The following is a 23328-nucleotide window of genomic DNA, read 5'->3' as shown; positions in this document are numbered from 1 at the left end:
CCGCCCGGGCCGAGGCACGGCCGGCCTCCGGTGGATCCTGCCGGATCGTCTTGACTTGTCGCGGTCAAGACGATCTCCGGCGGGGTGCCGTGGGAGCTATGCTGCAACGATCAGGACCAGGGAGGCAGCGGCGTGCCAGTCACCGACTCGGCGATCGAGAAGATCAAGGCCATGATCGTCAGTGGTGAACTGCGCCCCGGTTCGCGACTCCCCAAGGAAGCCGACCTGGCCGAGCGGCTCGGCCTGTCGCGCAACTCCCTGCGCGAGGCGGTGAAAGCCCTCTCGCTCATCCGGGTGCTCGACGTACGCCAGGGGGACGGCACCTACGTGACGAGTCTGGAGCCCAACCTGCTGCTGGACGCGCTGGGCTTCGTCGTCGACTTCCACCAGGACGACTCGGTGCTGGAGTTCCTGGAGGTCCGCCGCATCCTGGAACCCGCCGCCGCAGCCATGGCCGCCCGAGTGATGCCGGACGAGGACATCGCCGCCCTCGGGGAGGTCCTGGAGAGCCTGAGTGACGAGGCCTCCCTGCAAGAACTGATCGACAACGACCTCGAGTTCCACCGCAGAATCGCGGCCGGCTCGGGCAACACCGTCCTGTGCTCGCTCATCGACGGCCTGTCCGGCCCGACCGCCCGGGCGAGGATCTGGCGCGGGCTGACCGAGGAAGGCGCGGTCGACCGGACCCGCCAGCAGCACCGCGCCATCCTCGATGCCATCGCCCACCGCCGCCCCGACCTCGCGCACGCCTGGGCGACGGTGCACGTGGCAGGCGTCGAGCAGTGGCTGCGGGACACCCTCGGCGCAGCCGGATCCTCGCTCGGCTGACGCGGGGCGGGTGCTGCCCGGAGTGGGAAGGTCGGACGGTGACCTGGGTTCCCGGCATGGACTCGCCGGACAGGATGGACGCCGCTCCGCGCGAACCGGTGAGCAAACCGCTCGTGCACGCCGGCCGGCCCGTCCGACCGACGACGCGCATCGACCTCGGACATGTCCCCAGCCATGAACAGTCCAGCGAGAGAACCCGATTGCCGTCACGGTAAGCACCGTTGCAGTACTAGTGTCGCCATACCTTGACTCTCGACTCTTTGAACGAATTCAAGAGCCCGGTCATTCACACGGAGGACACCATGACGGCAAGCGCACCCACTTGGAGTTCGGACGCCGTGCTGCGGCGGCTGCGCGGCACGGGCGAGGGGCTGACCGGCTCGGCCGGTCCCGGCGCGGCCGCCGACCGCGCGATGGGACGGGCCCTGACCGGCTTCCTGGACCGGATCGCCGGGCGTGGCTCGGGGCCGGCCGTGGACGGAATCGTCGCGCTGCCGTTCCTGGTGCACGGGACACACACCGGCGACCCGGCGCCGGCCGAGCCCGCGGCGGTGGTGCACGTGCTGTGGTGGGTCGCGGCACGCTACCTGGACGACCTGTCCGACGCCGGGCCCCGGCCGTACGCCGCAGCTGACACGGACACTGTGGACCAGGACCTGCTCGCCGTGATGGGGATCGCCTGCCACCTGGCGACCGAGGTGCTCGACGAGGCGTGCCGCGACGACCCGGAGCGGGCGCTGCGGCTGCGCCAGGAGCTGTCGCGCACCTGGTACCGGGCGATAGCAGGCCAGCTCGCGGACCTCACGGCGACCGCCGCGACGGCGACCGCCGAAGAGGTCATGGACGGCTACCTGGGGAAGACCGGTGCCCCGTACGCCATGGCCGCGGCGATGGGCGCGGTGCTGGCCGGGTGCGACGAGGCGCGCGTGGACGCGTGGCGCGACTTCGGCGCGCGTTTCGGCGTGCTGCGGCAACTGGTCAACGACCAGCGGGACATCGCCTCGGGACGGTACGAGGACCTTCGCAACGGCACTGCCACCTTCATGGTGGTGCAGTACCTGAAGTCGCTGTCCGAGCCGGAGCGCGCGGTGGCGGAGAAGCTGCTCGTCGGGTGCGCGGACTCCGCGGCCGCCCGGGAGGAGTTCGCGGCGCAGCTGACCGAGCCGAGCCGACTGCTGGCATTCGCAGCGGTTGTCAGGCCGCTGATCGACGGGCTGCACGCGAGTATCGACGAGGCCGGCGGGGTGGGCGAGTACGTCGCGGGGCTGCATGCGCTGGTCGATCAGACGGTGAACCTGTACCCGGAGTTCCTGCTGGGCGTCCGGGACTGAGAGCCAGGACCGGGGCGGCCCCAGCTGTTCTGTCCCGTGAGGCCCGGGGCGGACGGACCACCCGGGCCTCGGCGGCCCGGGTGGTCCGTCCGGAAAGCGCTCCCTCGGGCCCCCTTCCGTCCGTCGGGCGGGGGCGTGCCGGGTCCGGTTCTCCGGGCCGTTGCAGTTCCGGGCGCTCGTGCCGTTGCGCGCGAAAGTCCGGACGGGCGTGCGGTCCGCGCCCGCCCCTCCCGTCTCGAAATTCCGGCCCCCCGGGGTATAACGCCGAACGGCCCGGCTCCCCCCTCGGAGGGGGCTGGGCCGTTCGCGACCGGGCCGGCCCGGCGGCGCTGCTTCGGCCGGGGGCGGCGCGGGTTGCCGTTCATGTCGATGTCGGCGGGCGGATCTCAGTGCGGCGCCGGTTGCGGGTGCAGCGCATTGTTGACGGTGCAGCCGCCCTCTCCGGGCATCCGCTGCATCCGGGTCGGTGCCCAGACGTCGGTGACGCCGGGGCTCACGCGGGCAAGAAGGCAGTCCTGCGGGTCGGAGCCGTTGCCCTTCACCACCAGGAGAACGCCGACCCGTCCGCCGTCCGACTTCACCTCGGTACGGATCGCCGGGGGCAGGTCCAGGGCGGCGAGCGCACGGCGCACCTCGGCCTCGTCCACCTGGCCGCCCTCCGGTACCCGTGGAAGCCCCGCGCGCAGCTCCTCGTACGGCAGCCGGGGCGGTTCGGGTCGCGGGGCGAAGGCCAGCGGAGGGTTGTCCGGGCAGTCCACGTCGCGGGGATCCTCGCGCCACTCCGACGTCGGCGACACCCGGACCGCGAAACAGCGCCGCACGGTGACCTGCTTCGGGGCGAACCCCCCGCCGGTCGCCGACCCGGACGTGCGGACGACCACGTCGATGCCGTCCCCGTCGTGTGTCGAGGTACCCGTCAGCCGCAGTACCTCCACCCCGTTGATGCCGGCAGCGGAACGGCCGACCTCCTCCGCCGTGCGTGGGCGCTGGCTGTAGAGCACCTGGCCCGCCTTCCTGGCCACCTCCCGTGCGGCGTCCGTCGCCTCGTCCTCGGTGGACGGCAGCACCCCGCAGCCGACGGTGAACAGCAGCAGCAGCGAGGGGAGCAGGAGCAGTCGGCGCGTCATGCGTCCAGCCTTTCGGCACCGCGCCCGAAGGGGCGTCGGCCCGCGTACTCGGGGCAGCACGAGTACATGGGTACGGGTACTCGTACTCGTACTCGTACTCGGACGGTGCGGCTATCGTTCCGCCGGCAGCGCCCAGGGGGCGGCGGCGGAGCCAGGTAGGTCGTCCCCGCGTCACCGCCGAGAGAGATTCCCGTGTCCGGAGAACCGTCGAACTTCAGCGAGTGCTGCCGAGAACAGACCATGGGATGGTCGTGATGTCGTCCTGCGTCCGGGACCGGTGCGGAAGCTCGGTACGGACGCGGCCGGGCCGTCTACACGGCATCGGCCCTTCTTGTGATCGTCATGTCGGCCATCTTCCCACCGACTGCCGCCGGCCGACCAGACCGGATCCCGCTCCCGGTCCGTGCGGGCGCCATCTGACACTCCATCAGCGACGCACGAGACGCCCCGCGAGCCGCCGCTGTGATGCTTCACAACTGCGGACCTCAGGCCCTGCGGTGGACTGCCCTGGCTGCGGGCCGAATGACATAGTGGCGTCATGAGCCGCCGCCGAACCCGTCCAGCTGGGGAGCGCGCCCGGAGCCGCCCCGACCCGAGTCACGGCTGTGCTGATCCGGTGAACTGCGAACGCCCGTTCTGCGCCCCGCCGTCGTCGGCCGGCATCCGCCTCGTCGCGGCCGGGAGCACACGGGTGGTCGTGCACGAGCTGCCCGGCGAGCCGATCTCCGCATCGGCGCTGTTCGAGCGGCTCAACGCCGGGATCGGCCGCGAGCACCTGCTGGACATCGCGGGCACCGACCCGTTCGGGGCGCATCAGCACTTCCCCCTCCTCGTGCGCATTCGGGAATCCGGGCGAGTACCGCAGCAGTTGGACTTCGACCCCGGCGAGGCACTGCGGCTGTCGCGGCACGCCAGCGGCCCGGACGTCCACCATCTCACCCGGGCCTGGTGCTGCACGCTGCTGGTGATCACGACCGGCGACCACACCGACGACCTGAACGACACCGCCCCACAGCTGGTCGAAAGCTGCCTCGCGCTCGGCGGGGACATACCGCAGCTGGCCGAACGGCTGCTGGCCTGGCGGGCGGTCACCGAGGAACCGAACGCCGTCGGTCCGCCGGGCCAGGACCACGGCTGCGCCGACCCGGTGGCCCTGCTGGCACTGATACTGCTGCGCGCCGCCGGCGATTCCGCCGACCCCCGCCTCGGCGACCTGGTCCGGACACTGGCCGACATGCTCACGGTGCCGCAGCGGCTGCCCTCCGGGCACCGGCCGCGGCCGATGAAGCCGGTCGCCCACCGACGCTGGCGGCACCTCGTCGACACCGTCCTCGCCCCGCCGGCCCCGACCGGGTCCGACCTGGACCGGTTGATCACCGCCCTGCGCCGAGCCGACCGCAAGCACCGGGTGCCGGATCAGGAAGCCCCTGCCCCGCGGTGACACGAGAGACGCACGCTTTGCGGGCCGACCACCGGTGGGCGCCGTCGTGCCCGGACCACGTCCTGCCGGGCGGGGCGACATCCGGCCCCGGCCTGCTGTACCGGCCGGCCGCAGCCTGTCTTCGAAGGCTGGTTCAACGGGACGAGAAGATCGCGATGCCGTTGGGGACCGGTCGTTCCTGCTGGTGCGCGAGGCTGTTGCGGACGGTGACCCGGCCCGTGTCGGTGTCGCGGGTGGCGAGGGTCGCGGAGCCTCCGCCGTCCAGGTAGGAGGCCTGGGCGCAGTCAAGGGAGCGGAGGACCTCGGCGAGCTCGCTGAGGGTGAGTCCGCTGGAGGTGCCTTCGCGGCCGTCGGTGGACAGCAGGCGCAGGGTGTGGCCGCCGTCGGCGATGCCGATGGCGCTGCGGGGTTCCGCGGTGGTGTTGTCCAGGCCGGCCAGCGGCTGGTGGTCCCGGAGCAGCGGGTAGGCGCCCAGGGCGAAGGTGTACGGCACCGGGTTGGTGCTGGAGAGGTGGTAGTCGACCTCGACGGGGGTGCCGGGGGCCAGTTCACGAAGGGCGCGGGCGCCGGCCTCGCGGCCGAGCAGGACGGTGGTGTCCGGGTCGATGGGGCCGGTGCCCGGTGTGTCGGAGAGCGTCTCGACGTGGCCGTGGCGGACGGTCACCTCGTAGGTCTCACTGGTGCAGGGGGCGCCCCGGTGGTCGTCGGTCCCGCAGGCGGCGCGAGCGCGGGAGACCGCTCCCCACTGCGACGTGAAGGCCCCGATCGAGTCGACGGGCAGGGCGTACTGGTTGAGGCCGCCGAGCGCGAGGGTGCCCTGGAGGGTGCGGATGTGACCGTGGAGCACCAGTCGGTCCATCCGGGCCGTGCCGTCCGCGTCCACGCCGAACACGTCCTCGTCGGTGTCGCCGACCGGCTTCGGCCCACCGAAACGCTGCCCGTCGGGCACCGCGCCCTTCAGCGGCAGTCCGTCCAGGACCGCCGGGCCGCAGGGGGCGCCGGTCGCCTGGACACCGGGGTGCTGCTCCTCGGTGATGTTGAAGAAGTCGCCGTTGATCGCGGCGACGGCCCCTGCGTCCTCGCCCATCCGGGAGACCGTCTCGCGGGCGGCGACCGCGCCGGGGTGGAGCAGGTCGGCCGCAACCCCTGGCCGGTCCAGGTCCACCGTCACCACGTGGACCCGCGCGCTGCCCTGTGAGGTGGGAACGGTGAACGCCTGGTAGTCCACCCCCTGTGCCACTGGTTCGCGTACCACGGTGGAAGCGGCCGAGGCGGCACTGGCCCGGTACGTGCCCGGGCCCACCCCCAGACCGACCGCGATCAGGGCCAGGGCGGCGGTGACGCCGGCAGCAGATCTCATGGATGCACTGTGCGCGGCGGTTGGTGAGGTTCCGCACAGGCACGACGACCGACTGTCGGAAACCACCTCCACGAGGCTCGGAGGTGGAAGCGAAGATCCGAAGCGGAATCACTTCTCGCTGTTCGATCGCCTGCCTCTCTCAGCGCTGACCACGTGCGGACCGGTCGCCGATCAAGGACGCCTGTGGCGGGGCGTTCTCGGCGGTGTCCGGCGCCTTTTCGCCCAGCTGGTCCTTCAGCTTCTCCTGGGCGGCGTCGATCCGCTCGCCGTACTTGCCCCGGGTCTTCTCGTCGACGAAGTCTCCGGCCTTGTCGATGCCCTGTCCGGCCTGGTCCTCGTGTCCCTTGGGCATGTGCGCCATGTTGTCCAGAATCCCCATGGGGTCTCCTTCCGTTGGTTCCGGACGCCCGCGAGGGACAGAGGGATGTCTTCGCCACCTGGTCGGGTGGCGCGCGGAGTGCGGCCAACCGCTCCGCACGGTGGGTCTGCCCGGTCACCGCCCGGGGCCCATCGGGCAGGGGCGGCCCCTTCATCCGGTGGGTGAAGGGGCCACCCTGGTCAGGCTCCCAGCTGCTCGGAGGCGAGCGCGGTGCCCTGTACGCGGGCGCGGATCTTGGCGAACGCGGTGTCCCGGGAGGTGGAGGTGTCGTCGGCGAACGGTGCGAAGCCGGCGTCGTCGCAGGTGCCGAGCTGGTCGAGCGGGATGTGGCGGGCGGCTTGCAGGACGCGGTCGCGGACCTCCTCGGCCGTCTCCACGCGGGGGTCGATCGGGTCGGTCACGCCGACGAAGACGCGGATGCCCGGCCGCAGTTGGTCGGCGACGATGCCCAGGACCCGGTCCGGGTCGGCCTCACTGGCCAGCTGGAGGTAGAAGTTGCCCACGGTGAGCTTGAACAGGTGCGGCAGCAGCTCGGCGTAGTCGACGTCGAGGCTGTGGGTGGAGTCCAGGTCGGCCCCGGGGCCGGTGTGGACGCCGATCCGGGCGCGCTCGGCCTCGGTGAAACGGGACAGCACCGTGTTGTTCAGCTCGACGAGGTCGCGCAGCAGCTGACCGCTCGGGTCGAGCTTGAGTGACAGGCGGCCTTCCTCGAAGTCCAGTTGGACGACGTGCGCGCCCGCGTCCAGGCAGCCGCGGATGTCCGTCTCCGCCTCGCTCGCCAAGTCGTCGAGGAACTGTTCGCGCGGGTAGCCGGCGATCCCGTCGGGCGGGTAGAGCAGGCTCAGGGTGGAGGGGGCGACGACGGCCTGCTTCACCGGGAGATCCGTGTGCTGCTTCGCGGCCCGCAGGTACTCCTGCGCGTACGTCTTGTAGCGGAAGGGTCCGGAGGTCAGCCGGGGCAGCTGCCGGGTGTGGCCGTCGGCGAACGGGATGACGGCGCCGTCGGGGTCCAGGTCGGACAGCCCTTGGAGCGGGTAGGTGAGGAAGCTGGGCTTGGCCTGCTCGCCGTCGGTGAGCACCGGCGACCCGGTGGCCGCCAGCTTCTCCAGGGTCTCGCGAACGGCCTGGCTCCGGTTCGCGGCCAACTCGGTGTCGCTGCCGTGCCCGGCCCGGAGGTCCGAGGCCGCGACCTGTAGCGCCGGGGGACGGGGGATGCTGCCGATGAGTTCGGTAGGGATCACGGCGGCAGAGTAGAGGGATCGGAGGTGCAGGGCTCCGCCGACACGTGCGAGATGACCAGGTGAGCCACTTTCAGGGCATCGCGTACCGCTTGGTTGACGGCAGCGGATGCCTTCGTCGCGGATGGCGTCGCCCTGGACGGCGACCCTGACACCCCGCCGTGCGCAGGAGGTCGACCCCGCCGACTTCCTGCGCACGGTGTGCCCGCACCCGGAGGAACCCCAGCCGACGCACGACCGGGGTTCCTCTTCACACGGCGGGCGGCGGCCGGTGGCCTGCAGGCGAAGACGCGTGTGCCGCCGACCGGTCGTCCGGCAATGTGGCGCGGGTGTTGCGGATCGGGAAGGTCAGCGCTGCAGCGTGAGGAGCCCCGGTCGCCACGGCAACTGGTCGTAGGGGCCGCTCGCGGCGGGGGACTTGCCCTGGTAGAGGAGTTGCAGGTGGCAGGGGTCGACGGTCATGGTCTGGTCGGGGTTGTCGCGGACCAGGTCGCCGTGGCTGATGTCGTTGGTCCAGGTGGCGCCGCTGTTGGCCTTGCCGGCGAAGGGGCTGCTCTCGCTGCCGGCCTGCGGGGTCCAGGAACCGTTCAGGCCGGTGGCCGTGAAGGAGCGGAAGTAGCGCCCGTTCGCCCCCATCGCCTCGACGATCATGAGGTACTGGTTCCGGTCCTTGACCTTGTAGACCTGCGGGGCCTCGAACAGGTTGGCCGTCGAGTCGCTCATGACGGTCGTGTACGAGGAGCCGAAGTTGCCCGGGAAGTTCCCGATCGGCATGCTCGCCCGGTAGATGCTGCCGTTGTCACCGGCGAAGAACAGGTACATGTTCTGGCCGTCGGCGATCAGGGTCTGGTCGATCGGACCGGTGCCGGAGTTGGGGATGCTGCCGGTGAACAGCGGCTGCGGGGAGGACCAGCCGTTGGGGTTGGCGGGGTCGCTCGACGTGCGGTAGACGAAGGGCCACGCACCCCACTGGTAGGCCAGCACCCAGATGTTCCTGGGTGCGAAGTAGAACAGCGTGGGCGCCACCGCGGCCTGGCCCATCCCGGTCTGGCCGGTCGACGCCATGTCCGACCAGTTGGTGAAGGGGCTGAACATCATCGAGCCGTACGACGACCCGGAGACGTTCGAGGCGTAGACCAGGTGCTTGCCGTTGACCACGACGTCGGTGAAGTCCTTCACCGAGGCCCAGCCATTGGTGGGCTGCGCCAACTGACCCGTCGAGGACCAGCGGTACGTCGTCGGCAGGGGGCAGCTGCCGCCCGACGGGTCGCTCCCGGACAGGCCGGTCCACTGCTGGTTGCTGCGGCCGTTGCACGTCCAGATCTCCACGGCCGTGCCGTTGGCCGTGCCGGCGCCCGTGACGTCCAGGCACAGCCCGGACTCGACGCCGACGACCGTGCCGTCGGAGTTCACCCGCCACTGCTGGTTGGCGCCCCCGCTGCAGGTCCAGATCTGCACCCGGGTACCGGCCGTGGTGGCGTGGCCCGGTACGTCCAGGCACTTGTTGCCGTACACGGTCAGCCGGTTGTCGGACGTCGACGTCCACTGCTGGTTGGCGCCGCCCGAGCAGTCGTGGATCTGCAGGAACGCGCCGTCGTTCCGGTCGGCATTCGTCACGTCGAGGCACCGGCCGGAACCGGTGCCGTGCAAGGCGCCGCTGGTGGCCGCCCGGGCGGGGGCGGCGACGAGCATCGCCGCCAGTGCCGCCACCGCCGCGACCAGGGTGGTGAGCACCGTCGACAGCTTCCTGCGGCGGGAATTTCGTCTGCGCATGGGGACCTCCTCGGTGAACGGACAGAGCTGTCACACGGTTTCGGCGGCGCTCACACACGCGGGCCGCGGTGAGCGCGCGCCCCGCGGCTCAGCTCACTTGAAGTTCCAGTGCTGGTTGGCGCCGCCGTTGGAGTCCCAGATCTGGACGGGAGTGCCGTTGGCGGTCCGACCGCCGGGGATCTCCAGGGCCCGGCCGCTGGCGACGTTGGTCAGCGTGTAGGAGCCGTCGCTGTTCCGGCCGGCCCGCCAGTGCTGGTTGGCGCCGCCGCTGGAGTCCCAGACCTGCATCCGCGTCCCGTTGCCCGGCTGGTCGGCAGGCGCGTCCAGGGCCCGGCCGCTGGCGATGTTGGTCAGGGTGTAGGAGCCGTCGCTGTTCCGGGTGGCCCGCCACTGCTGGTTGGCGGCGCCGCCGGCGTCCCACACCTGGAGCGGGGTGCCGTTGCCGTTCTGCCCCGCGGGCTCGTCGAGGACGCGTCCGGCGGCCACGTCGGAGAGCGTGTAGACGGTGCCGGAGACGATGTCCCCGCTCGGCGTGCCGTTGCCGCTGCCCCCCAGGGCGGTGAGGGTCGCGCTGTAGGCGGGCTTCCTGTTGCCGTTGTTGTCGAACAGCAGGGGGTTCTCGCCGCCGCGCCAGGAGTCGCTGTCCCGGATGCCCCACACCGTGATGCCGGTGCAGCGGGCGACGTCGAGGCAGGCCCGGACGGTGTTGGCGTACGCGGTGGTGGACGCCTGGGCGATGTCGAGCTCGGTGAGCTGGACGTCGACGCCGAGCGCGGCGAAGTTGGCCAGGGTGGTCCGGAAGTCGGCCGGTGGGCCGCCGGCGCCGAAGTGGCTCTGGAGGCCGACGCAGTCGATGGGGACGCCGCGGGACTTGAAGTCCTTGACCATGGCGTAGACGCCCTGGGTCTTGGCGTCGGACCAGTTCTCGATGTTGTAGTCGTTGTAGCAGAGCTTGGCCGAGGGGTCGGCGGTCCGGGCGGTGCGGAACGCCTCCTCGATGAAGCCGTTGCCCAGCACGTTCTGGAACACGGAGCTGCGGTGCTGGCCGCTGCCGCCGTCGGCGAAGGCCTCGTTGACCACGTCCCAGGCGTAGATCCTGCCCTTGTAGTGGTTCATGGTCGTGGTGATGTGGTTGTTCATCACGCCGCGCAGGGTGGCGGCGTCGGTGATGGAGCCGACCCAGCCGGGCAGTTGGGAGTGCCAGACCAGGGTGTGGCCGCGCATGCGCTGGTTGTGCGAGGAGGCGTGGCCGACGATCGAGTCGGCGGGGGCGAAGTTGAAGTTGCCGCGCGAGGGTTCGACGGTGTCCCACTTCATCTCGTTCTCCGGGGTGATCACGGTGAACTCCCGGTCGAGAAGGGTGGAGTACGTCGCGTCACCGAGCCGGCCGGCGGCCACGGCGGTGCCGAAGTAGCGGCCGCTGTCGGCGGCGGCCGCGCCCAGCGTGGTCGCTCCGGCGGCATGGGCGGCGGGGCTCGCGGTGACGGCGGTGGCCGCACCGACGAGCACGCACGCGGCCGCCGTCAGGGCCTTGAAGGGGAGGGGGTTCCTGGTGAACCACGGCATGACGGATCGTTCTCCTCGGGTGGGGGGGAGGTCTGCGCGCCGGTGCGGGGCCGGCGCCCTGTGCTGACGGTGGTGCGAGCGGTCCTGCGGTCGGGCATCGTCCGCCGTACCTGTTAGCGTTAACAATCTTCGCGAACGCCAGCCCTGACGGCATATCAGGGCGGGATCGAGGGCGAAATCGAGGGTGGATCGAGGGGTGGGGCCAGGTCCGACGTCAACGCCCGGCGCGGTGTCGGGCCGTCGACATCGCCGCGCCCGAAGGCGGTTGGCGCGCGGGGGCCGGATCCAAGGCCGCTCGGACTTGTCGACGGCGCCAGTGTTGGCCGGAACCCGACAAGCTGTCAATGCTTTCGACAAGAACAGCGATACCTTCGCGGGGCATCGGAGTCCGCCCTGCCGGAGAAGCAGCTGGTCAGGGCCTGACGGTCGATGGGCGGCCCCGGGGCTCGACCATGGGCCACCCTGCGCCCTTCGAAAGTTTCGAAGACGGAGTGGGGCCGCTCCGTCAGGGACGGCCGGGGGCGACGGCGCTGGAGCGCACCACCAGGGTGGTCGACAGTTCGAGCCGGGTGGGGGCCGCCGGGGCCTCCTCGTTGCGGAGGGCGAGGATCAGGCGGGTCGCCTGTTCGGCCATCTCGCGCAGGGGCTGGCGGACGGTGGTCAGCGCGGGGCTGGTCCACTGCGCGATGTCCAGGTCGTCGTAGCCGACGACGGACAGGTCCTCGGGGACGCGCAGGCCGCGGACCCGGGCGGCCTCCATCACGCCGAGTGCCTGCAGGTCGCTGCCGGCGAAGATCGCGGTGGGCCGGTCGGGGAGGTCCAACAGCCGTTCGGCCCGGGCGAATCCGCCCTCGGCGTGGAAGTCGCCGAAGGCGGTCAGCGCGGGGTCGACCGCCAGGCCGGCCATCGACATCGCGGAGCGGTAGCCGTCCAGCCGGGCCAGTGAGCAGAGGGTGTCCTCGGGACCGGTGACGATGGCGATGCGCCGGTGGCCGAGCTCGATCAGGTGGCGGGTGGCGGCGAGGCCGCCGGCCCAGTTGGCCGAACCCACCGAGGGCACGTCAGGATCGGGGTTGCCCGCCGGATCGACGATCACGAACGGGATGGAGCGCGCGCGCAGTTGGCGCTTGAAATCGGGCGGCAGGCTGGAGAAGACCAGCACGACACCGAGGGGACGCCGCCGAAGCACCCCCTTGATCCACTCCGGCCCCGGGGCGCGGCGCGAACCGCTGTGGGTGACCACGACCGCCGCCCCGTGCTCGTTCGCCACGGCCTCGACGCCGCGCAGGAGTTCCATCGCCCAGAGGCTGTCGAGCTCGGGGAAGACGATTTCGACCAGGGGCGCCTCACCGCCGCTGCGCGCGGCGCGCCGGTAGTCGTGGTCGCGCAGGACCTGTTCGACCCGGACGCGGGTGGTCGGCGCGACATCGGTACGGCCGTTGAGGACCTTCGAAACCGTCGAAACGGAGACCTCGGCCTCACGCGCGATGTCCGCGAGGGTCACCCGTCCCAGTTCATCGACCTCTTCCATGGCTGCAGCATAGGGCACGGGCGGCGCAGGGCAGTTGGGGCAGCACGCCTCGGTGAATCTCGACCCGAGGGGTTGACCCGAAACATGTTCGCAACTTACCGTCCCCGCCATGCAGTTATTTCGAGAAGTAGATCGAAACTTTCGGAGAGCCTCGATGGGAAGGCGCACTGCAGCGGTCGCGCTCGGCCTGTCCGTGGTGATGGCAGGGGCGACCGCCTGCGGCAGCGGCGGTTCCTCCGCCGCCGGCGGGGGCTCGGGCACGATCCACGTGCTGGTCTACGGGGACGCCAGTAACAAGGTCGAGAAGCAGCTGGTCGAGACCTTCAACAGGACGTCGAAGGTCAAGGCCGTCCTGGACACCGTCCCCGGCGCGGACTACCAGGCCAAGCTCAACACCGTCATCAACACCCCGCAGGCGCCGGACGTCTTCTTCAACTGGGGCGGCGGCAGCATCCAGCCCTATGTGAAGTCGGACCTGCTGCTGCCGCTGGACGACATGATCGCCGCGGACCCGGGGCTGAGGAGCAACTTCCTGCCCTCGGTGTTCAACACCGCGGTGATCGACGGCAGGTCCTACGGCATCCCGATGCGCGGCACGCAGCCCGTGCTGCTGTTCCACAACAAGAAGGTGCTGGCCGAGGCCGGACTGGGCGTCCCGAGGACCTGGGACGACCTGCTGGACGCCGTCCGGGTGCTCAAGGCCAAGGGCATCACCCCGTTCGCCCTCGGCGGCGGCGACCAGTGGCCGACCCTGATGTGGTACGAGTACGTCTTCGACCGCGTCGCCGGTCCGGAGCTCTTCCGAAAGGCACTGTCCGGCGACCGGAGCGCCTGGCAGAGCGAGGACGCCAGGAAGGCGCTGGGCATGCTCAGGCAACTGGTCGACGCCGGGGCGTTCGGCTCGAACTTCGACTCGGTCAAGTTCACCGACGGCGGCTCCCCGGCCCTGCTGGCCAAGGGCAGGGCGGCCTTCGAGCTGATGGGGTCCTGGGAGTACGCCACCCAGCGGGACGCCGATCCCGACTTCGCCAAGGGCAAGCTCGGGTACAGCGAGTTCCCCGCCGTCGCCGGTGGCAAGGGCGATCCGGCCGACCTGGTCGGCAACACCAACAACTTCTACTCGGTGCTGAAGAAGAGCAAGCACCCCGAGGCGGCGGCCGCCTTCCTGAAGCTCATGTACTCCGACGAGTTCGTGAAGGCGCAGCTGGCGATCGGCAACCTGCCGACCACCACCAACACCGAGCAGTTCCTCGCCACCGCGGACGACCCCGCCTACTCGAAGTACCAGTACGACCTGGTCAAGTCCGCACCGTCGTTCCAGCTGTCCTGGGACCAGGCGTACCCGCCGGCCGCCAACACGCCGATCCACACCGCCGTCCAGCAGTTCTTCAACGGCAGGCTCGACGTGGACGGCTTCGTCAAGGCCATGCAGGCCCTGCCCGCCTCCTGAGACGGATCGCCATGAGTGCTTCCTCGTCCGTGCCCCGGTACCGTCGCCGCCTGCGGGCCGCAGGCCGCCGGACCGGCGTCGGGGTGACCCGCCCGGGCCTTCTCTGGGCGGTGCCCGCGACCGTGTTCTTCCTGGCGTTCGCGCTTCTGCCGCTGGTCCTGGTGGCGGTGCTCTCCTTCACCAGCTGGAACGGCGTCGACGCCCCCCGGTTCAACGGCCTCGGCAACTGGGCCGAGCTGCTGCACGATCCGGTGATGACGCAGAGCCTCGGTCTGACCCTGGTGCTGACCCTGGCCGGCGTGGTCGTGCAGACCCCGGTGAGCATCCTGCTGGGCGTGTGGGCGGCCGGTCGCCAACGCAACCGCGCCGTGCTGTCCGCGATCTTCTTCGTCCCGCTGCTGCTGTCCGCGACCGCGGTCTCGGTGGTCTGGCGTGCTCTCCTCGACCCCAACTTCGGCGTGCCCGCGCAGCTGGAAGGGGTCTTCGGCGACGGCAATCTGATGGGACATCAGGGCAGTGCCCTGGCGGTCCTCACCTTCGTCGGCATGTGGCAGTGGACGCCCATGCACGCCCTGCTCTACCAGGGCGGCGCCCGGGCGATCCCGCGGGTGCTCTACCAGGCCGCGTCGATCGACGGGGCGGGCAAGGTGCGGCAGTTCCTCCACATCACCCTGCCGCAACTGCGCAACACCATGATCACGTCGATGATCCTGATGGTGGTGGGCGGTCTCACCACCTTCGACACCGTCCTCGTCCTCACCCGGGGCGGACCGGGCACCGACACCACCAACAGCGCCTACTACATGTACCAACAGGCCTTCAAGAACTTCGACTTCGGCGCGGGATCGGCCATTGCCCTGGTCCTCGTGGTGGTCGCCACCCTGATCTCGCTCGTCGTCGTGCGCCTGTCCGGCTACGACCGGATGCGCAGCACCGCGGAGGGACTGTGACAAGACGGCGCCCCAACCACCTGGCCGGCTTCGGCGCCCTGATCTGGCTCGCCCTGGTCGGGTTCCCGCTGTACGTCCTGCTGATCTCGACGTTCCGGACCCGGTCCGACTACTCCTCGCGGGGGCCGCTGACCTTCCCCTCGCAGCTGACCCTGCGGAACTACGTCGACGACTTCTCCAACGGCTTCGGCCGGGACTTCCTCAACACGCTCCTCGTCACGGTGAGCGTGGTCGGGATCGTCCTGCTCGTGGTGCCCCCGCTCGCCTACGCGATCGTGCGGGCCCGGGGCAGGGTCATCGGCACGGTGTTCCGGATCTTCCTGCTGGGGCTGGCGATTCCGGCCCAGGCCGTGATCGTGCCGATGTTCTACGTCATCAGCAAGGCGGGCCTCTACGACAACCTGCTCGGCGTCATCCTGCCCACCGCGGCGTTCTGCCTGCCGGTCTGCACGCTGGTCCTCACCGGCGCCATGCGGGACATCACCGGCGAGCTCTACGAGGCCATGGCCATGGACGGCGCCACCCCCTGGCGGGTGTTCCGGCAACTGGTGCTGCCGCTGTCCAGGGGCGGCCTCTCGTCCGTCGTGGTCTTCGCCGCGCTGCAGGCGTGGAACGGCTTCCTGTTCCCCCTGATCCTCACCCAGTCGGAGAGCACCAAGGTCAGCACCGTCGGCCTGTACGACTTCCAGACCGAGCACGGCGTCGACGTGCCAGGTCTGCTCAGCGCCGTCGTGCTGTCGACGCTCCCCGTCCTCATCGTCTACCTGTTCGCCCGACGCGCCTTGGTCCAAGGCCTCATGGGCGTCGGAGGAAAGTGACCGGCAACATGAACCTGGCCCTCCCGCCCGCCGACCCGACCGCCCGCTGGCGCGACCGCGCGCTCAGCCCCGAGGAGCGCGCGGACGCCGTCCGCGCCGAAATGACGCTGCCGGAGAAGCTGGCCCAGCTCGTGGGCGTCTGGGTCGGCGCCTCCGAGGAGGGCGGTGAGGTCGCCCCGCACCAGCACGACATGGAGGATCCGCCCGTCCTCGACGATCTGCTCCCGTCCGGCCTGGGCCAGCTGACCCGGCCCTTCGGCACGCTGCCGGTCGACCCGGCGCTGGGCGCTCTCTCACTGGCCCGCAGCCAGCGGCGCATCGCCGCCGCGAACCGCTTCGGCATACCCGCCCTCGCGCACGAGGAGTGCCTGGCCGGCTTCGCCGCCTGGGGTGCCACCGCCTACCCGGTGCCGCTCTCCTGGGGTGCCACCTTCGACCCGGACCTGATCCGGCGGATGGCCGCGGCCATCGGCCGCGACATGCGGGCGGTCGGCGTCCACCAGGGCCTCGCCCCGGTCCTCGACGTCGTCCGCGACGCCCGCTGGGGCCGGGTCGAGGAGACCATCGGCGAGGACCCCTACCTGGTCGGCACGGTGGCCACCGCCTACGTGCAGGGCCTGGAGTCCGAGGGGATCGTCGCCACGCTCAAGCACTTCGCCGGGTACTCGGCCTCCCGCGCCGGACGCAACCTCGCCCCCGTGGGCATGGGCGCGCGGGAGCGCGCCGACGTGATCCTGCCGCCCTTCGAGATGGCGGTGCGCGAGGGCCGGCCCCGTTCGGTCATGCACGCCTACACCGACACCGACGGCGTCCCCTCGGCCGCCGACGAGGCGCTGCTGACCGGGCTGCTGCGCGACACCTGGGGCTTCGACGGGACGGTGGTCGCCGACTACTTCGGCATCGCCTTCCTCAAGGTGCTGCACGGCGTCGCCGGGGACTGGGCCGAGGCCGCCGCCCTCGCCCTGGCCAGCGGCGTGGACGTGGAACTGCCCACCGTCAAGACCTTCGGGGAGCCGCTGCTGCGCGCCGTCCAGGACGGCACCGTGCCCGAGGCACTGGTCGACCGGGCGCTGCGCCGGGTGCTGGTCCAGAAGGCCCGGCTCGGCCTGCTGGACCAGGACTGGGACGCCGTCCCGGCGGCACTCGCCGGTCGCCCGCTGGACGACCCGAACCGGCTGCGCGGCTCGGTCGACCTGGACCGCCCGGAGAACCGCGCCCTGGCCCGGGAGATCGCCGAGCAGGCCGTGGTGCTGCTGCGCAACGACGGCACCCTGCCGCTCCGCGGACCCCGCCGGATCGCGCTGATCGGCCCCAACGCGGACACGCCGACCGCGGTGCTGGGCTGCTACGCCTTCCCCGTGCACGTCGGCAGCCGGCATCCCGAAGTCCCGCTCGGCATCGAACTGCCCACACTCAGACAGGCGTTGGCGGCCGAACTCCCCGGCAGCGAGATCCGGACCGCGGCCGGGGCGAGCGTCGACGGGCTCGATACCTCCGGCTTCGCCGAGGCCGTCGAGGCGGCTCGGCAGGCCGATGTCGTGATCGTCGCCCTCGGTGACCGGGCCGGTCTGTTCGGGCGCGGCACCAGCGGCGAGGGCTGCGACGTCGAGACGCTGGAACTGCCCGGGGTCCAGCGGCAGTTGCTCGACGCGCTGCTGGACACCGGCAGGCCGGTCGTGCCGGTGCTGCTGGCCGGCCGCCCCTACGCGCTGGGACGCGCGGTGACCGAGGCGGCGGCCCTGGTGCAGACCTTCTTCCCCGGTGAGGCCGGGACCGAGGCGATCGCCGCGGTGCTCAGCGGCCGGACCAACCCCTCGGGCCGGCTGCCGGTCAGCATCCCGGCGCGGCCGGCCGTGCAGCCCTCCACCTACCTCGCCGCCCGTCTGGCCGGAGCCAGCGAGGTCTCCAGTACCGATCCGACCCCCGCGTTCGGATTCGGGCACGGCATCGGCTACACCACGTTCGCCTGGACCGATCTGGAGGTGGAACGGGCCGCGGCCACGACCGACGGCGGGTTCGGCCTCGCCTTCACCCTGCGCAACACCGGGGAGCGCAGCGGCACCGAGACCGTCCAGCTCTACCTGCACGACCCCGTCGCCTCGGTCGTCCAGCCGGTCCAGCGGCTGATCGGCTACCGGCGGATCACCCTCGACGCGGGCGAGCGGACCCGGGTCCGGATCGGCGTGCCCGCCGACCTCGCGTCCTTCACCGGACGCGACGGCCGACGCATCGTCGAGCCCGGCGCGCTGGAGCTGCGGGTCGCCGCCTCCAGCACCGACGTCCGGCTCACCGCCACCGTCCGACTGGACGGCCCGGTCCGAGTCCTGGACCACACCCGGCGCCTGCACGCGGACTTCCGCCGCACCTGACGCGTCACCGCGCCCGCCGCCGGAACCTTCCTCGCACTCCTCGCACTCCTCGCACTCCGAACCACCCGACGGAGAGGTCCCATGTTCCGATCCCGCTCGTTACCGTCCCGCCTCCTGGGCGTCGTCGCCGCGCTCGCCCTCGCGGTCGGCCTGAGCCTGCAGGCCGCCCCCCGGGCCGCCGCCGACCCGCCGGCCACCGCCGCGCTGCAGTCCGTCGCCACGCCGCCGGCCGCCGCCCCCCGGGCCGCCGCCTCGCTGACGCAGATCACGGACTTCGGCACCAACCCGACCGGTCTGCTGATGCACCTGTACGTGCCGACCGCCGTCAGGGCCGACCCCCCGATCCTGCTGGCGCTGCACGGGTGCCAGGGGACGGGGCCCTACATGTACTCCAGCACCGACTTCGGGTCGCTGGCCGACCGGTACGGCTTCCTCGTCGTCTACCCCTCGTCGAACCCCGCCAAGAGCTGCTGGGACGTCTCCTCCGACCAGGCGCTGACCCGCAACGGCGGCAGTGACCCGGTCGGGCTGATGTCGATGATCACCTACACGGAGCAGCACTACGGCGGCAACGCCGACGCCGTGTACGTGACCGGGGAGTCGTCGGGCGGGATGATGACGAACGTGCTGCTCGCCGAGTACCCCGAGGTGTTCAAGGCGGGCGCGGCATTCATGGGAGTCCCCTACTACTGCTTCCGCACCGGCTCCCCGCGCGGCTGGAACGGGGACTGCGCCCAGGGCAAGGTGGCCAGGACCCCGCAGCAGTGGGGCGGCCTGGTCCGCAACCCGGGGTATCCCGGCTACACCGGTCCCCGTCCGCGGGTACAGCTGTGGCACGGCACCGCCGACACCTCGGTGAGTCACAACAACCTCGGTGAAGAGATCAAGCAGTGGACGGACGTCCTCGGCGTGAGCCAGACGCCGTCGGCCACCGACACCCCCGTGGCGAACTGGAACCGCACGCGGTACAACAACGGCGCCGGAGTCACCCAGGTCGAGGCGTACAGCCTCGCCGGGGCCGGGCACGAACTCCCGGTCCAGGGTTCGGCGATGGCCGCCCACGCCGTCCGCTTCATGGGCCTGGACGCGGGGCCGTCCGGCGGCGGCACGACCGGCGCGCTGCACGCGGTGGCCGCGGGCAAGTGCCTGACCGACGCGAACAACGCGGGGGCGGGCACGCAGCAGCAGATCTTCGGGTGCAACGGCGGTGCGAACCAGACCTGGACCCGCACGGCGTCGAACCAGCTGACCGTGACCGTCGGCGGCAGCACCCTGTGCCTGGACGCCAACGCCAAGGGCACCACCGACGGCACCAAGGTGGTCGTCCGGTCCTGCAACGGCCAGACCAACCAGCAGTGGCGGCTGAACGGGAACGGGACCGTCACCGGGGTCCAGTCGGGGCTCTGCCTGGACGTGGCCGGCCTGGCCACCGCCGACGGAACGCCGGTCCAGCTGTGGAGCTGCAGCGGTGGCAGGAACCAGCAGTGGACGCTGGGGTGACGCGGGTGCGCGCCGGCCGCGCCGACCCGGCCCGGCCGTAACCGCGCGGGTCCGCCCGCCGCACCGTCAGGGTGCGGCGGGCGGACCCGCGCGGGCCGTGCTCAGGCGCAGTCGGCGCCGTTCAGGGTGAAGCGGGCCGGCGCCGGGTTGGCGCCGGAGTATGTCGCCTGGAAGCCGAGGCTCGTGCTCGCCCCGGCCGCCAGGCCGGCGTTCCAGCCGGCGTCCCGCGCGCTCACGGTGCGGCCGGACTGGGTCACCGTCGCGTTCCACCCCGTCGAGATCCGCTGGTCACCCGGGAAGCTCCAGCCGAGCGTCCAGCCGGAGACGGCCGCGGTGCCGGTGTTCCGCACGGTCACCGTCGCGGTGAAGCCGCCGCTCCAGGCGCTGTCGACCCGGTAGGACACCGAGCAGGACGCCGCGGGCTGCGTCGGTCCCGTCCGCCGTTCGGCGGCGAACGCGGCGAGCCAGGCCAGCGAGGCGTTCCAGTTGACCGCCACCTCGTTGGTCGAGTACGAGCCGATGTCGTCGACGTAGCAGGCCGCCGGTGCGCAGCCGGTCAGCCGTTCCTTCGCCACCGGATCCTCCAGGCCGGCGTCCGGGCCGCCCGCGAAGGAACCGGCCGGCGGGTGCGGCAGCGAGGCGTCGTTCTGGTGCGCCCAGAACCGGTGGTGCTGGTTCTCCGAGGCGCGCTCGCCGTAGCCGGTCACATAGGAGCGGTCCAGCGCGTTGCGGCCCAGCAGGTAGTCCAGCGCCTCCAGGGCGCCGGTCCGGTAGCGCGCGGCACCGGTCAGCTCGTGGGCGACGGCCAGCACCATCGCGTTGTTGGCGACCGAGCTGTTGGAGCCCCAGACGTAGCCGTCGGCGGCGATCGGCACCGCGTAGCCCTGTCCGGCCATGGTGGCCAGGTGGCGGTCGGCGGCCGTGGTCAGCAGGCCGCGCAGCCGCGTCACGTCGTCGCCGGGCAGGGCCACGCCGGGCACGGTGGCCAGGGTGATCCGGCCGAGCGTCGCGGTGCCGCCCCACCAGAACGCGTCGACCGGCTTGCTGTGGTGCGGCGAGGCGGTGACGGCGTCCCGGTACGTTGACTCGCCGGTGGTGGCGAGGAGTTCGGCCGCGGCCCAGTAGAACTCGTCGGAGACGTCGGCGTCCTCGTACGCGCCGCCGCCGGTGTTGTCGGTCGCCGGGGCGAGGAGGTTCGGGTTGGCCCTGGCCGCCGTCCAGGCGCGGCGGGCCGCGTCCAGGCAGCGGGTGGCGAAGGCAGCGTCGTACGGCGCGTACACCCGGGCGCACTGCGCGGCGGTGGCGGCCAGGTTGAGCGTGGCGGCGGTCGACGGCCGGTGCAGCTCACGCTCTGCGTCGTCGAGTTCGGGCCGGGTCGGCAGGCCGGTCCACTGCGCGTCATGCACCTTGTGGAAGGCCGTGCCGGCCAGCGGCCGGCCGTCCGGGACCTGCATCCGCAGCAGGAAGTCCAGCTCCCAGTGGGCCTCGTCCAGCACGTCCGGTACCCCGTTGCCGCGCTCGGGGACACGCAGGGTGGAGTCGCCGAGCGCCGCGTCACCGCCCGAACGGCGGGCCCGTTCGAAGGAGTTGACCAGCTCCCAGGTCGCGATGCCGCCGTTGACCACGTACTTGCCCTGGTCGCCCGCGTCGTACCAGCCGCCGCGGACGTCCGACCGGTAGTCGCAGACCCCGGCCTGGCACGGCACGCCGGTGTCGCCCTTGTTCGGCGCCACGCCCAGGTGGCCGGCGGGGCGCGCGTAGGCGCCGCCGACCAGGGCGGCGTCGATGGCGATGCCGCTGCGCTGCTGGTGGAAGAAGGACATGCTGTCGGCACGCAGCCCGTCGTACAGGGACGCCGAGATGTCGAACGGGTGGCTCGCCCGGCCGTCCACGACCAGGGTGTAGCCGGTGCCGGTGCCGGTGTACGCGCCGAAGTCCACCAGGTGCGTGGACTCGCCGGACGCCCGGTCGGCGCCGTGCACGGTGGTGGCGCCGGCGGCGGCCTGCGCGCCGGAGGCGTCGCGCAGCTGCCAGGTGAGCGGGGCGGTCGCGGAGCTGACCACGGTGGCCCGCTTGGGCCCGTCCGGCAGGTAGCCGAGCTGGTTCACGCGGACGGGGAAGTCGGCGGCGGGTCCGGCCGTGGCCGCCGCCGCGGTGGCGGTGGCCGGGGCGAACGCGGTGGCGGTCAGGCCGCCGGCGGCCAGGGCCAGGCCGGTCAGTACGGCGGCCGCGCGTCGGGGCAGGCTGCGGCCGGAGAGGTCGGGAGGCATGGGTGGGGGCCTTCCTTCGGGGGCGGGGAGTGGGAGCCCGGAATGTGGGAGCGCTCCCAGTGTCCCAATGAAGCCAGCCGTCCGTCAGGTGCGTCAAGGTGGGGTGAACAAGGAAGAGTTGACGTCGCATCAGGTCGGCCGCCGGTTTGGCGACGTGGGCCCCGTGGTCCTGGTCGGACTGGGAAGTCCTGGTGCGGCGAACGGCATTGACGGACTGTCGGACGGTGCCGGTGGGGCTGGTCAAGATTGGATAACGGGCTGTACCGAATCTTGTCGGGTCTGATTGTGAGCGCTAACAATCGAGCGATCGACGATCCCGAGAGGAAGTCCCGACATGTCCAAGAGAGCTGCGGCGGCCCTGGCTGCCGGCGCGATGGTCGCCGTCCTCACCTCCTGTGGCTCCGGTGGCGGAGGCTCTGCCGACAAGGGCTCCGGCCACCGGATCGTGGTGGGCTTCTCGCAGGTCGGTGCGGAGAGCGGCTGGCGCACCGCCAACACCAAGTCGGTCCAGGAGGCCGCGAAGAAGGCCGGCATCGAGCTGAAGTTCTCCGACGCGCAGCAGAAGCAGGAGAACCAGATCAAGGCGATCCGCTCGTTCATCCAGCAGAAGGTCGACGTGATCGCCTTCTCGCCGGTGGTGGAGTCGGGGTGGGACACCGTCCTGAAGGAGGCCAAGGACGCGCGCATCCCGGTCGTCCTGACCGACCGCGCGGTGGACTCCAAGGACGAGTCGCTCTACGTCTCCTTCCTCGGCTCGGACTTCGTCGAGGAGGGCAGGGCGGCCGGCGACTGGCTGGTCAAGGAGTACTCGGCCGGCGGCGGTGACGTGAACGTCGTCCAGCTGGAGGGCACCACCGGCTCGGCGCCGGCCAACGACCGCAAGTCCGGCTTCGCGGACGCCATCAAGGGGCAGCCCAAGTTCAAGGTCGTCGCCTCGCAGACCGGCGATTTCACCCGCGCCAAGGGCAAGGAGGTCATGCAGGCCTTCCTGAAGTCCCAGCCGAAGATCGACGTGCTGTACGCGCACAACGACGACATGGCGCTGGGGGCGATCCAGGCGATCGAGGAGGCCGGCAGGAAGCCCGGCACCGACATCAGGATCGTGTCCGTGGACGGCGTCAAGGACGCCTTCGTCGCGATGAGCCAGGGCAAGATCAACTTCGATGTCGAGTGCAACCCGCTCCTCGGCGACCAGCTGATGGACCTGGTGAAGAAGGTCGAGGCAGGTGAGCAGGTGCCCCGGCGGATCAAGACCGAGGAGGGCACCTTCACCCCCGAGCAGGCCGCCGCGGCCCTCCCGAACCGCCAGTACTGACCCACCCCGATCGTGCGGGGCCGCTCCTGCGGGCCGGCCCCGCACAGCCCGGACCGAACCGCCCGAGGGCGGGACGCGTCCG

16 protein-coding genes and 1 pseudogene are annotated in these 23328 nt (G+C 71.6%); 9 read left to right on the top strand and 8 right to left on the bottom strand.

Features of this window, described 5'->3' with window-relative positions; genetic code table 11:
* Positions 1 to 132 precede the first annotated feature (132 nt).
* Both ADK60_RS15375 and ADK60_RS47650 read left to right on the top strand, forming a co-directional pair.
* Positions 133 to 828: a FadR/GntR family transcriptional regulator gene (locus tag ADK60_RS15375; protein ID WP_053646502.1), complete on the top strand. Its 696-nt coding sequence runs from the start codon at positions 133 to 135 to the stop codon at positions 826 to 828.
* Positions 829 to 1130: 302 nt separating this feature from the next.
* Positions 1131 to 2159, top strand: a complete 1029-nt coding sequence (locus tag ADK60_RS47650) for a polyprenyl synthetase family protein (protein WP_079008385.1) — start codon at positions 1131 to 1133, stop codon at positions 2157 to 2159.
* Positions 2160 to 2545: 386 nt separating this feature from the next.
* Here ADK60_RS47650 and ADK60_RS15365 read toward each other — a convergent pair whose 3' ends face one another.
* Positions 2546 to 3286 carry a hypothetical protein gene (locus tag ADK60_RS15365; RefSeq protein ID WP_053646499.1) on the bottom strand — a complete coding sequence of 247 codons (741 nt, stop codon included), beginning with the start codon at positions 3284 to 3286 and terminating at the stop codon, positions 2546 to 2548.
* Positions 3287 to 3902: 616 nt separating this feature from the next.
* Here ADK60_RS15365 and ADK60_RS15360 point away from each other — a divergent pair.
* Positions 3903 to 4727 (top strand): hypothetical protein, encoded by an 825-nt coding sequence (locus ADK60_RS15360; protein ID WP_053646497.1) that lies wholly within the window; start codon positions 3903 to 3905, stop codon positions 4725 to 4727.
* Between the two features lie 133 nt (positions 4728 to 4860).
* Here ADK60_RS15360 and ADK60_RS15355 read toward each other — a convergent pair whose 3' ends face one another.
* From ADK60_RS15355 to ADK60_RS15330, 6 genes and pseudogenes are all read right to left on the bottom strand, one after another.
* Positions 4861 to 6087 carry a phosphodiester glycosidase family protein gene (locus tag ADK60_RS15355; RefSeq protein WP_079008383.1) on the bottom strand — a complete coding sequence of 409 codons (1227 nt, stop codon included), beginning with the start codon at positions 6085 to 6087 and terminating at the stop codon, positions 4861 to 4863.
* 139 nt (positions 6088 to 6226) lie between these two features.
* A complete protein-coding gene (locus tag ADK60_RS15350; protein ID WP_053646496.1) occupies positions 6227 to 6466 on the bottom strand; it encodes an antitoxin in 240 nt (79 codons plus the stop codon).
* Positions 6467 to 6645: 179 nt separating this feature from the next.
* A complete protein-coding gene (locus ADK60_RS15345) occupies positions 6646 to 7707 on the bottom strand; it encodes a uroporphyrinogen decarboxylase/cobalamine-independent methonine synthase family protein (protein ID WP_053646494.1) in 1062 nt (353 codons plus the stop codon).
* Positions 7708 to 8052: 345 nt separating this feature from the next.
* Positions 8053 to 9477, bottom strand: coding sequence for a non-reducing end alpha-L-arabinofuranosidase family hydrolase (locus ADK60_RS15340; protein ID WP_053646492.1), 1425 nt, complete (start codon positions 9475 to 9477; stop codon positions 8053 to 8055).
* A gap of 96 nt (positions 9478 to 9573) precedes the next feature.
* Positions 9574 to 11043 (bottom strand): annotated as a pseudogene (locus tag ADK60_RS15335) (glycoside hydrolase family 10 protein); the annotation flags it as partial.
* 505 nt (positions 11044 to 11548) lie between these two features.
* A complete protein-coding gene (locus tag ADK60_RS15330; RefSeq protein ID WP_053646487.1) occupies positions 11549 to 12574 on the bottom strand; it encodes a LacI family DNA-binding transcriptional regulator in 1026 nt (341 codons plus the stop codon).
* A 199-nt stretch (positions 12575 to 12773) separates the two neighbouring features.
* Between ADK60_RS15330 and ADK60_RS15325 the strand changes: the two genes are divergently transcribed.
* The 5 genes from ADK60_RS15325 to ADK60_RS15305 all read left to right on the top strand — a co-directional run bounded on the left by ADK60_RS15325 (position 12774) and on the right by ADK60_RS15305 (position 19661).
* The gene (locus tag ADK60_RS15325; RefSeq protein ID WP_234371098.1) at positions 12774 to 14024 is read left to right on the top strand and encodes an ABC transporter substrate-binding protein; all 1251 of its coding nucleotides are present in this window, start codon (positions 12774 to 12776) and stop codon (positions 14022 to 14024) included.
* Between the two features lie 11 nt (positions 14025 to 14035).
* A complete protein-coding gene (locus ADK60_RS15320; RefSeq protein ID WP_053646483.1) occupies positions 14036 to 14974 on the top strand; it encodes a carbohydrate ABC transporter permease in 939 nt (312 codons plus the stop codon).
* A complete protein-coding gene (locus ADK60_RS15315) occupies positions 14971 to 15792 on the top strand; it encodes a carbohydrate ABC transporter permease (protein ID WP_045942492.1) in 822 nt (273 codons plus the stop codon). Before ADK60_RS15320 ends, ADK60_RS15315 begins: the two co-directional genes overlap by 4 nt.
* Positions 15789 to 18161: a beta-xylosidase/alpha-l-arabinosidase gene (locus ADK60_RS15310; RefSeq protein ID WP_053646481.1), complete on the top strand. Its 2373-nt coding sequence runs from the start codon at positions 15789 to 15791 to the stop codon at positions 18159 to 18161. The genes ADK60_RS15315 and ADK60_RS15310 overlap by 4 nt, the downstream gene beginning before the upstream one ends.
* An 81-nt stretch (positions 18162 to 18242) precedes the next feature.
* The gene (locus ADK60_RS15305; protein WP_053646479.1) at positions 18243 to 19661 is read left to right on the top strand and encodes an extracellular catalytic domain type 1 short-chain-length polyhydroxyalkanoate depolymerase; all 1419 of its coding nucleotides are present in this window, start codon (positions 18243 to 18245) and stop codon (positions 19659 to 19661) included.
* Between the two features lie 101 nt (positions 19662 to 19762).
* Here ADK60_RS15305 and ADK60_RS15300 read toward each other — a convergent pair whose 3' ends face one another.
* Positions 19763 to 21931 (bottom strand): glycoside hydrolase family 9 protein, encoded by a 2169-nt coding sequence (locus tag ADK60_RS15300; RefSeq protein ID WP_053646477.1) that lies wholly within the window; start codon positions 21929 to 21931, stop codon positions 19763 to 19765.
* A 334-nt stretch (positions 21932 to 22265) separates the two neighbouring features.
* Here ADK60_RS15300 and ADK60_RS15295 point away from each other — a divergent pair, with 334 nt between their 5' ends.
* Entirely contained in the window at positions 22266 to 23246 is a 981-nt protein-coding gene (locus tag ADK60_RS15295; protein WP_053646475.1) for an ABC transporter substrate-binding protein, read from the top strand.
* Positions 23247 to 23328 lie beyond the last annotated feature (82 nt).

The organism is Streptomyces sp. XY431, assembly GCF_001279805.1.
Taxonomy (GTDB): Bacteria; Actinomycetota; Actinomycetes; order Streptomycetales; family Streptomycetaceae; genus Kitasatospora; species Kitasatospora purpeofusca.
This window is presented reverse-complemented; position numbering and strand designations above follow the sequence as displayed.

Excerpts from the sequence above, each read along its gene's own strand:
- ADK60_RS47650 (WP_079008385.1), top strand. The coding sequence starts at position 1,131 with ATGACGGCAAGCGCACCCACTTGGAGTTCGGACGCCGTGCTGCGGCGG.
- ADK60_RS15330 (WP_053646487.1), bottom strand. The coding sequence starts at position 12,574 with ATGGAAGAGGTCGATGAACTGGGACGGGTGACCCTCGCGGACATCGCG.
- ADK60_RS15365 (WP_053646499.1), bottom strand. The coding sequence starts at position 3,286 with ATGACGCGCCGACTGCTCCTGCTCCCCTCGCTGCTGCTGCTGTTCACC.
- ADK60_RS15295 (WP_053646475.1), top strand. The coding sequence starts at position 22,266 with ATGTCCAAGAGAGCTGCGGCGGCCCTGGCTGCCGGCGCGATGGTCGCC.
- ADK60_RS15340 (WP_053646492.1), bottom strand. The coding sequence starts at position 9,477 with ATGCGCAGACGAAATTCCCGCCGCAGGAAGCTGTCGACGGTGCTCACC.
- ADK60_RS15320 (WP_053646483.1), top strand. The coding sequence starts at position 14,036 with ATGAGTGCTTCCTCGTCCGTGCCCCGGTACCGTCGCCGCCTGCGGGCC.
- ADK60_RS15350 (WP_053646496.1), bottom strand. The coding sequence starts at position 6,466 with ATGGGGATTCTGGACAACATGGCGCACATGCCCAAGGGACACGAGGAC.
- ADK60_RS15300 (WP_053646477.1), bottom strand. The coding sequence starts at position 21,931 with ATGCCTCCCGACCTCTCCGGCCGCAGCCTGCCCCGACGCGCGGCCGCC.
- ADK60_RS15325 (WP_234371098.1), top strand. The coding sequence starts at position 12,774 with ATGGCAGGGGCGACCGCCTGCGGCAGCGGCGGTTCCTCCGCCGCCGGC.
- ADK60_RS15355 (WP_079008383.1), bottom strand. The coding sequence starts at position 6,087 with ATGAGATCTGCTGCCGGCGTCACCGCCGCCCTGGCCCTGATCGCGGTC.
- ADK60_RS15305 (WP_053646479.1), top strand. The coding sequence starts at position 18,243 with ATGTTCCGATCCCGCTCGTTACCGTCCCGCCTCCTGGGCGTCGTCGCC.